The sequence below is a fragment of the Halapricum salinum genome, from assembly GCF_004799665.1.
Classification (GTDB): Archaea; Halobacteriota; Halobacteria; order Halobacteriales; family Haloarculaceae; genus Halapricum; species Halapricum salinum.
The window spans coordinates 2,303,597-2,315,306 of the sequence record NZ_CP031310.1; the positions used below are offsets into that span (position 1 = coordinate 2,303,597).

Genomic DNA, 11,710 nt, shown 5'->3' on the forward strand with positions numbered 1-11,710 from the left:
ACCGGAGACTTTCCCGTGAACACCAACGCAGGAAAGCCCTCGACTCGCTGACGGTCTCTCTGCCGGATATCCTCACTTCGTTCAGATAGGGCCGACAGAGCGCCCGCGAGCGTGGTGAGGGCGTTCCCGAGTCGTTGTTCACGGTACTGCCTCCGAGTCCAAGCAAGAGTAGTGCGAACGATCCACAGAGATGTCGAGAACACTTTCGCACGACTTTTGAGGCTGCCCCCGATAACAAGGGTAACTAACCGATGATCTCCAAGGGCTGCGAACAGTGTGCCAACGGCGGCAAGATGGTCATCTTCGTCTACGGCTACTGTGACCAGCGGGACTGTTTCTACTGTCCCCTCGGAGAGAACCGCAAGAACGTCACCGACGTCTACGCCAACGAGCGCAAGGTCGAGGAAGACCAGGACATCATCGAGGAAGCAAAGCGGATGGACGCCCTCGGCTCCTCGATCACCGGCGGCGAACCCCAGGAAGTGATGGACCGCACCTGCCGGTACCTCTCCCTCCTCAAAGAGGAGTTCGGCGAGGATCACCACACCCACCTCTACACCGGGATCACGGGCGGCCGCGAGAACATGCGCCGCCTCGCCGAAGCAGGGCTGGACGAGATCCGCTTCCACCCACCCTACGAGCAGTGGGGCGATCTGCATGGAACCGAGTGGGAAGAGATCCTCTACATCGCTCGCGAGGAAGGTCTGACCCCGGCGTTCGAGATCCCGGGCATCCGCCCCGAGACGGAGTTCCTCGACTTCCTGGACGAGGGCGCGGCGGACTTCTGTAACATCAACGAGTTCGAGATGTCCGACGGCAACTACCGCCGGATGCAGGAGGAGGGCTTCGAACTCCGCGAGGGGCACATGAGCGCCGTCGACGGCGACCGCGAGGAAATCCTCGACGTGATGGGCGACCACGAGAAAGTCTACTTCTGTACGAGCGTCTTCAAGGATGCCGCCCAGCACCGCCGTCGCCTCAAGCGGATGGCCCGCAACGTCCGTCGCCCCTTCGACGAGATCACCGACGACGGGACCATCGTCTACGGCAAGACCACCGCCGAACCCGAACTGTTCGAGGAGCTGGACGTGCCCGGGGAGTTCTACACAGTGAAATCGAATCACGTCGAGGTGGCTTGGTGGCTCCTCGAAGAGATGGTCGAAGAGGGTGATCTGGAACGCGGGGAGATCGTCGAGCAGTACCCGACCGTGGAAGGGACAGTTGTAGAGCGGACGCCGGTGGCATAACGTACGGCGAACGAAGTGAGCCGTTTCACCGGACCGAGCGGAGCGAGGTCCGGCTTTTTCCCCACGTTTTTGCCGCGAGTGGTACCCGCAGGGCCGGCGGCCCGAGGATACCCGAAGCGGGAAAAAGTGGTTGCAGCAGTATCCGACGGTCGAGGGAACGGTCGTTGAGCGGACGCCGGTGGCATAACGTACGGCGAACGAAGTGAGCCGTTTCACCGGACGCGACCGTCGGGAGCGTCCGGCCTTTTTCCCCACGTTTTTGCGAGGAGTGGCTCGCGAAGCGCTTCTGGGAGTCTCATCTGGATCATTTGCCGGTCCCGTGGTCGCTGTATGCCTGTTTACTTGTGCAACAGGGTACCAAACTATGATATCAAATGCCTGTGAAGAGATATCTCATGGGAAAGACAAATCCTGACGACTGGAACCTGCGGCGTTTCAACGCGGTCATGGGCGCGTTACACTTCGTCCAGGGTGCGTTGATGCTCTACTTGAGCTCGTCGCGGGAGTGGACGATCACCGCGACGCGTCTCGAGTTCGATACTGAGAGTCAGCAACTCGAACCCGTCATGGAGTCGATCGGGACGATCGAGTTGGCCTATCTGGCGGTTGCGTTCCTGTTCATCTCGGCAATCGCCCACGCGCTGATCGCGACGGTTCTGTACGACCGTTACGTCGCCTACCTCGAGGAGGGCATGAACCCCTACCGGTGGTACGAGTACGCGGTCAGTGCGTCGGTGATGATCGTCCTGATCGCCATGCTCGCGGGCGTCTGGGATCTCGGCACGCTGATCGCGCTGTTCGGTCTCGTCGCAGTGATGAACCTCTGTGGACTCGTGATGGAACGGCACAATCGGCTGACCGAGAAAACGGACTGGAGTTCGTTCGTCGTCGGTTCGATCGCCGGCGTCGTCCCCTGGATCGTGATCGCGGTTACGATCGTCCGCACGTTCAACGCTGGCGGGAGCCCGCCGGACTTTGTGATCGTGATTTACGTCTCGCTGTTCGTCCTGTTCAACCTCTTTGCGATCAATATGTGGCTGCAGTATCGCGGCGTCTGGAAGTGGCAGGACTACCTGTACGGTGAACGGGCGTACATCGTGCTGAGCCTCGTGGCCAAGTCGCTATTGGCCTGGCAAGTCTACTTCGGCGCGGTGAACTCGCCAGTGTAGCACCTCCCCCTATCGCCACCGTCCTGGCACTCGAGCACTCAAAGCGACACCACGAACCACTCCTCGTCCGGACGTCGCTGTACTTCCGTCCGGAACTGCGCTGACCGCGACCGAACCCGCTCGCGCAACCACTCACGACCGCGCTCGCCCGCAGGTCGCACCGACTTCTCGACTACTTCGACCGGATGCAGCCGCAGCTCCGATAGTCCGTCGTCGACTACCACCTCGAACAGGAACGTCAGGTCGTTGCGGTGGCCCTCGACGGCGGTGAAGTCAGAGACGAACGTCCCCGTATCGTACAGGATCGGCCGCTCCTCGTACACTTCGATGCCGGCGATCTCGTGGGCGCTGTGGCCGTGGACGACGTCGACGCCGCGGTCGATGAGCCACCGGCCGAACCGGCGGTGGCGGTCGGTCTTGGGTTCGTAGTTTGGGCCCCAGTGCAGCGACGCCACGACGAGGTCCACGGTCTGAGGAATCTGCGAGAGGCTACGCTCGACACGGTGGCGGGTTGCCGGATCGCGCGGATCCATGTTCAGGTACGACGTCCCGGCGCTGTCCGGTCCCGCAGCGAATGGGCGGAATCGGTCGGTGTAACTCACCAGTGCGACGGTCAGGCCCCCGGCCTCGAACGTCCTCGGCGCGAACGCGGCCGCTTGGTCCTCACTTGCTCCGGCATGGGCAATTCCCGCGGCGTCGAGAGCACCCGTCGTGTCTCGTACCGAGACGGGCCCGTAGTCCATCACGTGGTTGTTGGCCAGACTGACGGCCCCGACGTTGCCGGTCTTCAGGACGGTCGTCGCCCAGTCCGGGTCGCCACGGAAGCGCCACTGCTTGTCCGGCCAGGGCTCGCCTCGCGTGGTGAGCGTACATTCGAGGTTGCCGACGACGGTGTCGAGCGCGTCGAGCCGCCCCTGCACCTCGTCCCACACTGCGGCTGGCGTCGACCGATGTTTCTCCTGGACGTACCGGGCCAGCAGGAGGTCGCCGACGAACCCAATCTGGGCCGTCCCATCGACGCTGTGGCCGAGTTCGAACTGGCTGTCCGGTCGTGCGCTCAGCATCGAACACCCTCCGAGTGCGACCGCACCGGAGGTCAGTACCGCTCGGCGACTACGCCGCATCGCCTGTCTCGTCGACTGGCTGTCAGAAAAGCCCTCGGTCAGTCCTCTGCTTCGACTAACTCGACCGTGAAGCGCTCGCCTTCGACGTCTTCCATGTACGAGCCCCAGCCGCCGATCGTGTAGGTTTCGTCGTCGACGTCGAGCCAGATGGTCGCCTGGTGGACGAACGACGCAAGCGGCGGCGCGTCGACCTCGAAGTCGTACTCCGCGGAGACGAGGTTCGAGATCCCGCCGGTCAGTTCGACCGACTCCCCGGATTCGGTGTCGACGCCCTCGACGGTGAGCACGACGCGCGCGCCGTCTCGGACGAGTGGGGTGACGTGATGGAGACACTCCCGGATGTTCGAGTAGGTGGCCGGAAGCCCTTCCGACCGAGTCGAGTAGACGGTCTCCCAGGTGTTCCACAGCGCGGTCTGGAAGAACCAGTAGAACACCCGCGACAGCGAGGCGTCGTTGACGAGCACGCCGTAGCGGCTCGAATCCGGGAGCGTCGACTCGGGGGCGAACGCGGCGTGCTCGCGGTCGACGACGGCCAGAAACTGCGTCTCCATGTCGCGATAGCGGACCTCGGTGACACACCCCTCGAACTGCTCGCGGACGTCCGCGAACGGCCGGTCGGTGTCGGATTCGGCACCGCCGGGCTCGCCCATCTCGGGATCGAGGTCGCTCGCCGGCGGGATCGCGTCGTCCTCTCTGGTGAGTGTGAGTTTGACGACGACCCCCCGGTCGAAGGCCGCACAGATCGCGTCTCGCAGGCGCTCGAACTGTGCGGGCGTCGCGCTGACCTCGACCTCGTGTTCGGCCGACTCGATCCACTCGCGAGCCTGCCTGAGCACGGTCTGGGGCTGAGAGACGACGCTGATGGTGGCGTGGGTGACGTCGGGTTGGCTCCAGCGCTGGTCGATCTCCTCGGCGGCGTCGAGGAAGGTGTCGGCGTAGCTCTCCAGATCTTCGATCACTGTCTCGGGGTCGTTTGCCCGGACCTGGAGGCTGCCTTCCTGGTAGGTCTCGGCGTAACCACGGTCGGCGAGGCTACGGACGACATCGTAGATTCGCGTCTGCGGGACGTCCGAGGCCTCGGCGAGCTCCGAGGCCGTCGCCGTACCGTGTTCGAGCAGCGCGACGTAGGCGTCGGCCTCGTACTGGGTGACGCCGGCGTTTTCGAGCGCTGTGCGGAGCCGCTCGGTATCCATACGCCCATCCAATCCGGTCGATCACCCTAATCGTTGCGGTCTTCCGTCACCACTATTCTTCACCGACAGACCCGTTCGAGGGCACTGGCGAGTGTGTGCGGATCCGTGGACGTGATAACGATCTCCCGTCCCCCGGCCCGTTCGATCCTGACTGCTCGTTTGCCCGCGACGATGTAGCCGATCGGCCCGTCGAAGCGGATCCCCCACCGGTACAGCGTCGGATTGAGTCGGATTCCGACACCGCCGAACTCACCCATCGGCGAGATCTCAGTCGGTCGAACCGATTCGATCTCCTCGCAGGGGATCGTCCGCGCTCGCAGGTGCAGCGGCCACAGCCGCAGGGCGAGGCCGTCGTCTCTGACTTCTACTCGGAGGTTCGCGTAATAGAACAGGACCAGCGGCGAGAACACCAGGAACAAAATGACGCCGATCACCAGTGGGACGTTCGTTCCGGGATCGCTGTCGACGGCGACGGCGACGCTGGCGAGCAGCGCGGCGGGGACGCTCCCGACGAGTAGCAGGGCCCACAGCCAGTCCTGGCGGAAGTACTGGCGCTCGCTGTAGTGGACGGTCGACACACCTGTTCATTTACTGGCAGCTACCCCAAGTGTTTCGATACGTTTTGGTGTCGAGCGCACCTCCTCTCGATCGATGTACGTCTCGCCTGCAGTCCGTACGATCGCCGACGATCCACTCGAAGACGAATCTGTCACCTTGCTCGTCGAGGTCGACGACGACTACGAGCCGGGCGTCGATTCGGTCGCCAAGCGGGTCGAGACACTCGGCGGGAGCGTCGAGGATCGACGCCGGTTCGGGACATTGGTCGTCTCGATCTCGCAGACGGCTGTGGGCGAACTCTGCGAACTGGATGGACTGGCGGTTGTCGAGACCGACAACGCGGTGACGATCGATCCCGACGGCGCGGGCGAGGACGTCGAGTACGACATCGAGTGATCGATTTTCGGCCGTGTGGCCGGTCACCATTCCGATCGGGGCGTTGCGAACCCGCAAGCGTTTACTTCCGTGCCGAGTAATTCGAACTACGATGCCGGACTGCCCACTCGCCGACGATTGCCCCGAATTCACCGAGCGTATCTCCGGGATGGGGTGTCAACACTACGGCGACCGCGGGGGAGCTGAGTGGTGCAACCACTACAACCAGCCGATCAAGGAACTCAAAGCCCAGCCCGTCAAGATGGGCGAAGAGGTCGTCGTCGACGTCGAGGACATCCACGAGAGCGGCGCGGGCGTCGGCCGAACCGACGACGGGTTCATCGTGCTCGTCGACGGCGTCCTCCCGGAGGCACGCGCTCGAGTCAAGATCACGAACGTCCACTCGAACCACGCCAAAGCCGAGGAGGTCGAGCGACTCGAGATGGCCGAGACGACCTCCGAAGAGACCGTCGAGGACGAGCGCGACGCCGCGGACGAGGACGAAGACGACCGCGGACCACGGCTGGGCAGCCGGGACAACTTCTGGGGCAGCTAGTCGACCGTGACTGACGCCGATTCGATCCTCGAACAGGCGGGATTCGATTCCGAGGCGTCGATTCTGACGCGTCGGCAGGCCGAAGTGCTGGCGCTTCGCGAGCGCGGGCTCACCCAGTCGGCCATCGCCGAGCAGTTCGGAACCTCACGAGCCAACGTCGCGAGTATCGAGTCCAGCGCCCGTGAGAACGTCCGGAAAGCTCGCGAGACCATCGCCGTCGCCGAGACGCTTCGGGCCCCGGTCCAGATCGACGTCGAAGCCGGGACCGATCTCTACGACGTGCCACCCGTCGTCTTCGAGGCCTGTGACGACGCCGGTGTGAAGGTGCCACACACGGCGCCGGAACTGCTGTCGACGGTGAGTGAAGCCGCCGGCGACGCGGTCGTGGGCCGCGAGATCAGGGTGGAGATTCTCGTCAGCGTCAGCGCCGACGGGACGGTCAGGGTCCGGCGAACCAGCGACGACTAGCGGAGACGACTGCGCTTTTTGTCTCGCCGCTCCATCGTCCGAGTATGGATCTGCAACTGCAGGACGACGCGGCGCTCTGTACCGCTGCTACGAGTGGTCTCGGCCTCGCGAGTGCGAAGGCGCTGGCGCGTGCGGGCTGTGACGTTGCCGTCTGTGGGACGACTCCCGAACACGTCGACGACGCCCGCGAGGAACTCCGGGCCGTCGGCGACGGCGACGTCCTCGCCGTCGAGGCCGACATCACCGATCCCGACGAAGTCGAGGCGTTCGTCGAGACCACGGTCGAGCGCTTCGACGGCCTCGATCACGTCGTCACGAGTGCGGGCGGACCCGCCAGTGGGTCGTTCGTCGAGACGACCGAGCGAGACTGGTACCAGGCCTACGACCTGCTCGTGATGAGCTATGTCTGGACGACCCGGGCAGCGCTTCCACATCTTCAGGACGGCGGCGGAACCATCACCGCGATTACGTCTCGGTCGGTCAGAGAGGTGCTGGACGACCTCGTGCTCTCGAACGCCGTTCGACGCGCGGTGATCGGACTCGTCAAGACACAATCTAGAGAGTTCGCACCTGCCGTACGTGTCAACGCCGTGCTCCCGGGTGCACACGAAACCAGCCGGATTCGGGAACTCGTCGAAGACGCTGTCGAGCGCGGCGAGTACGACACCTACGACGCGGGCCTCGCTGATTGGGCCACCGACGTCCCGCTCGGCCGGATCGGCGATCCCCGGGAACTCGGCGACGTCGTCGCATTCCTCGCCAGCGACCGCGCCAGTTACGTCACCGGCGTTGGCCTCCCCATCGACGGCGGATCGACGCGAAGTTGACGGAACCGCGCCTGTAGATTGAACAGGTAGTCTCTTTGCAACGAAGCCGGAAACACTTGTAGGTATCTCTCGCCGTTTTAATATCAGGAAACATGTAGCTTCAGGTAATATTATGCGGTAGCCTGTCACAACCTTTCACATCGTCGGTCGCCCGTCGGACGGGTGGCCGGAGGGAGCACACATGGGATCCACCTATTTGACAGGAAGTGCCTGAGATGGGGCAATTTCGACCCCACTCGTGGCTACTGGTGACGGTCGTCTTCGTGGCGGTCGTCCTCGGGAGCACCGCCGTCAGCGCGGCTGTCGTGACTACAGATACTACTGACGCCGAGTCCGCTGGTTCGACCGTCGTCGCCGAGTGTACGGCGAGTCCGACCGAGGTGAACATCGGCGAGACAGTCACGTTAGACGCCAGCAACTCAGATGCGAGTTTTATCCAGTTCGACAAAGAGGGTGACGGCCAGTACGAACGGGGTGACGAGACGGACTTCATCGTGAACGTCACGTACTCCGAGGCTGGAACGTACCAACCCCAGGCTCAGGACGATACTGGAGACGTCGATCAGTGCGGAGAGGTGTACGTAAACAGCCCTCCGTCAGCGGCGTTCACCTGGCGCCCGGATCCGGGCGTTGCGGGCCAGCCAGTCGAGTTCGACGCCTCGAATTCAGTGGACGGGGACGGTGAGATCGTCGCCTACCACTGGGACTGGGACGGCGACGAACTGATCGACGAGACGACCGACGCGCCGGTCGTCAACGAGACGTTCTTCCAGACCGGCTTTCGCAACGTCGGGCTCACAGTCGAAGACGACGGCGGGTCCAACTCGACGACCTACCGCGACGTCGAGATCGTTGAGGCCACCGTGATCGCCCGGTGTTCGGTCGAACCCCAGACCGTCGTGGTCGGCCAGAACGTGACGATCGACGCCAGCGCCTCGGAGAACGCCTCGTATCTCGGGTACGACTTCGGGGACGGGACGTCACGCCCCGAGACAGTCGAATTCACTGTCAACCACAGCTATTCGGAGCCCGGCGAATACACGCCAGTCATCACCGTCTACGGCCCGGGCGGCAAGAGCGATACCGTCGAGTGCCCGACGATCACTGTCGAGCGCGCGAACGCCCGGCCGACCGCCGAGTTCACCTGGAGTCCGAATCTCGGAATAGCCGGGGAGTCGATGACCTTCGACGCCTCGAACTCCTCGGACCCCGACGGGACGATCGGGACCTACCGCTGGGACTGGGACGGTGACGAGCAGTTCGAACTGACCACCGACGAGCCGGTCGTCGAACACACCTTCGACGTACCCGGGTCCAGATTCGTCGGCCTGCAGGTCGAAGACGACGAAAACGCCACGGATATCCGGTATCGTGACGTCTCCGTGGTCCGGCCGGTCGTCGCGCGGTGTTCGGTCGAACCCCGGACAGTGGAGGCCGGCCAGACGGTCGTGATCGACGCGCGTGCCTCCGAGAACGGTTCGTATCTGGCCTACGACCTCGACGGTGACGGCGAGTACGAACGGCCTGAGGCCACGGAGTTCGTCGTCGAACACAGCTACGACGAACCCGGCGAGTACACGCCCGTGATCACCGTCTACGGCGAGCGCGGGCAGTCGGATACCGTCGAGTGCCCGACGATCACGGTCGAACCCCCGAACGAACCCCCGGAGGCGTCGTTCACCTACAGTCCCGATCCGGGCGTCGCAGGAGAGACGATGACCTTCGACGCCTCGAACTCCGTGGATCCGGACGGCTCGATCGAGACCTACCGCTGGGACTTCAACGGCGACGGGACCTACGAGGAGTCCACGACTGATCCCCAGGTCGAACGGACGTTCTCGACGACCGGCTTCCGAAACGTCGGCCTGCAGGTCGTCGACGACGATGGCGCGACGGGCCGGACGACCCGTGACGTCGAACTCGTCGCTCCCCAACTGACCGTTCGCTGTACGGTCGAACCGACGTCGGTCGAACCGGGAGAGAACGTCACGATCCGGGTCGAAGCCGCGAACGGTTCGTATCTCGACTACGACTTCGACGGCGACGGCGAGTACGACCGCTTCGAGACCCAGGAATTCACGGCAACGACGAGCTACAACGAGACCGGCGAGTACGCGCCGGTCGTCAGGGTCTACCCGGCGTTCAGGGAACCGGAGACCGCCGAGTGTGATACCGTCACGGTCGAGGAACCCGACGAGAGCGGCTTGCCGATCCCGCCGTGGTGGCCGATTCCGGCTGCCGGGGGCGGACTACTCGGGCTCGGCGGGCTCGCGTACTACTTCTTCGGCGGTGGCGGCGGTGGAGCCGCTGGTGGCCGACCGAAGCCCAAACCGAAGCCGCGCCCGCACGGTACCCAGCAGGGCGCCCGCTACGAAACCGGCGTGTTCGAGATCCCCGCCGACTCCGGGCTGCTCTCGGTCCCGGTCGGATTCGAGCCCGATTTGATCCTCTGTAGCGCCGTCAACGGCGCGCGGACCGACGCCGCGACCGACCGGACGGCGGGCTGGTCGCGCGGGATCGCCCACGTGACCAGCGAGGGGATCGAAAATCGGTGTCTGACCGTCGCCGACGACGCCCACACCACCGACCAGGCCACCTGCGCGGCCGACGACGACCTCGCGCTGCAGGTCGTCCGCCACGAGGCCGACGGCCCGCCCGGCCGTGTCACCGCAGCGGTCACCGACACCACTAGCGACGGATTCGAGGTGGACGTTTCGGTGCCGGGTGACGACCCGCTGGCCGGCGGGATTCGCGTGCTCTATCAGGCCTTCCGGACGGGATCGGACGTCGACGTCGAGACCGGGACCGTGATGACGCCGACCGAACCGGGAACGCAGACGATCGACCTGGGGATCGACGCCGAGCACGTCTCGCTGACGACGACGGCGGCCGTCTCCGACGACGACCAGCTGTGGACGACCGACCGCGGCGTCGGGTTCTCGGTCGGCCACGCCGTCGCCGAGCCGACACCGGACTCGTCGATGGACGAGACGACTCTCTCACAGGCCGTCTCCGGGTCCAGCGCCTGGCCGGGTGCAGGTCACCCGGTGGCTGGCGTCGGCGACGACGCGGCGGCGTTGCACTTGCTCTATCAGGACGGCGACAATCTCGCGGGCCGGACGAGCGCGAAAGCGACGGCGCTGGGCCAGACGCTTCGCCTGCAGTACGATCGGGTCTACAACGGTCCGCACAAACTGGGCTCGACGGCCCGGCATCCAATCTCGTATCTGGCGCTCGCGGGCGAGCCGTTGCGACCCGCAGTGGGGACGTTCTCGTTGCCGCGGCCGGGCGAGACGCGAACGGTGGATTGTGGGTTCGAGCCCGCGATGATCGAGTGTCAGATCGCGCCCGCCCCGCTGGGCGAGGAGGTCGCGTCGGGGGCGACCCCTCACCCGTTCGGTGCGTCTCAGGGGACGGCGATTGCGACCGGGGACCGGCTGCGACAGTACGTCCTCCACCACGCGGTCGTGCCGGGTCAGCCCGAGGATCGAACCAGCGTTTCTGCGGCTACCGCAGAGGCCGGGCAGGCGCGAGCCTCGACCGACGGCGGGACCGACAGGGACCTGTCGGCCGCTACTCGCGGGGCGAACGTGGCCGCCGGGAACGTGGGTGCCGCGAACGCGGCCGATCTGACGGACGTCCAGCCGCTCGAACCGGCGCGGCCGGCCTCCTCGGGGATCGATCCCGAGACGGCGACTGCGCCGGCCGCACCGGAACACGACGACGACGGTCGAGTCGGGCTGTGGCTCGCGACCGACTCGGATGGGACGATCGTCGGTCGGGACGAACTCTCTGTCGTCGGGATCACCGAGACGGGTTTCCGGGCCAGCGTCGACAGCGTCGACACCGACAGTCGCGGCCCAGCCGGTCCAAGACCGACCGTCGTCTATCGGGCGTGGCCGGCGCTGGACGTTACGGGGAGCGAGCGGGAATCGACTGTCCAGGCCGGCGAAACCAGGGACGAACATCCACCTCGGGAGACCCAGAATCAGCAGCAGACACAGCGTAAGCAAGACCAGCAACAGGTCCAGGGCAGCCAGCGCGAACGGCCAGTTCGGGAGAACCGAGCCGACCTGAGCGATACGAGACCGTCGGCGGAGTCGTCGACCCGGGAGGGCCGCCGATGAGCTCGCCCACTACCGGGCGACACCGTGAGCGACTTTCAGGGGAGACAATGATCGACAGCAGCGACA

The 11,710-nt window shown here is 65.0% G+C and carries 10 protein-coding genes; 7 read left to right on the top strand and 3 right to left on the bottom strand.

The window, feature by feature from the left end; translation table 11 throughout:
- Positions 1 to 251: 251 nt before the first annotated feature.
- Both DV733_RS11365 and heR read left to right on the top strand, forming a co-directional pair.
- Positions 252 to 1,247, top strand: a complete 996-nt coding sequence (locus DV733_RS11365; protein ID WP_049994584.1) for a radical SAM protein — start codon at positions 252 to 254, stop codon at positions 1,245 to 1,247.
- Positions 1,248 to 1,642: 395 nt separating this feature from the next.
- Entirely contained in the window at positions 1,643 to 2,416 is a 774-nt protein-coding gene (gene heR / locus DV733_RS11370; protein ID WP_161569354.1) for a heliorhodopsin HeR, read from the top strand.
- Positions 2,417 to 2,454: 38 nt separating this feature from the next.
- Here the strand turns inward: heR and DV733_RS11375 are convergent, their stop codons facing one another.
- From DV733_RS11375 to DV733_RS11385, 3 genes are read right to left on the bottom strand one after another with little or no spacing between them, the layout of a single operon-like run.
- Positions 2,455 to 3,540, bottom strand: coding sequence for a CapA family protein (locus DV733_RS11375; RefSeq protein ID WP_049994583.1), 1,086 nt, complete (start codon positions 3,538 to 3,540; stop codon positions 2,455 to 2,457).
- A gap of 38 nt (positions 3,541 to 3,578) precedes the next feature.
- Positions 3,579 to 4,733 (bottom strand): TrmB family transcriptional regulator, encoded by a 1,155-nt coding sequence (locus DV733_RS11380; protein ID WP_049994582.1) that lies wholly within the window; start codon positions 4,731 to 4,733, stop codon positions 3,579 to 3,581.
- A 59-nt stretch (positions 4,734 to 4,792) separates the two neighbouring features.
- The gene (locus DV733_RS11385) at positions 4,793 to 5,311 is read right to left on the bottom strand and encodes a hypothetical protein (RefSeq protein ID WP_049994581.1); all 519 of its coding nucleotides are present in this window, start codon (positions 5,309 to 5,311) and stop codon (positions 4,793 to 4,795) included.
- Positions 5,312 to 5,384: 73 nt separating this feature from the next.
- On the opposite strand from DV733_RS11385, the gene DV733_RS11390 reads away from it, so the two are divergent.
- The 5 genes from DV733_RS11390 to DV733_RS11410 all read left to right on the top strand — a co-directional run bounded on the left by DV733_RS11390 (position 5,385) and on the right by DV733_RS11410 (position 11,644).
- On the top strand, positions 5,385 to 5,687 hold the full coding sequence (locus DV733_RS11390) for a hypothetical protein (RefSeq protein ID WP_049994580.1): 303 nt from the start codon (positions 5,385 to 5,387) through the stop codon (positions 5,685 to 5,687).
- A gap of 91 nt (positions 5,688 to 5,778) precedes the next feature.
- Positions 5,779 to 6,222: a TRAM domain-containing protein gene (locus DV733_RS11395; RefSeq protein ID WP_049994579.1), complete on the top strand. Its 444-nt coding sequence runs from the start codon at positions 5,779 to 5,781 to the stop codon at positions 6,220 to 6,222.
- A 6-nt stretch (positions 6,223 to 6,228) separates the two neighbouring features.
- Complete coding sequence (locus DV733_RS11400) at positions 6,229 to 6,690, top strand: Tfx family DNA-binding protein (RefSeq protein ID WP_049994578.1); 462 nt, start codon at positions 6,229 to 6,231, stop codon at positions 6,688 to 6,690.
- A 44-nt stretch (positions 6,691 to 6,734) separates the two neighbouring features.
- Positions 6,735 to 7,517 carry an SDR family oxidoreductase gene (locus DV733_RS11405; protein ID WP_049994577.1) on the top strand — a complete coding sequence of 261 codons (783 nt, stop codon included), beginning with the start codon at positions 6,735 to 6,737 and terminating at the stop codon, positions 7,515 to 7,517.
- 215 nt (positions 7,518 to 7,732) lie between these two features.
- Positions 7,733 to 11,644, top strand: a complete 3,912-nt coding sequence (locus DV733_RS11410; RefSeq protein ID WP_049994576.1) for a PKD domain-containing protein — start codon at positions 7,733 to 7,735, stop codon at positions 11,642 to 11,644.
- Positions 11,645 to 11,710 lie beyond the last annotated feature (66 nt).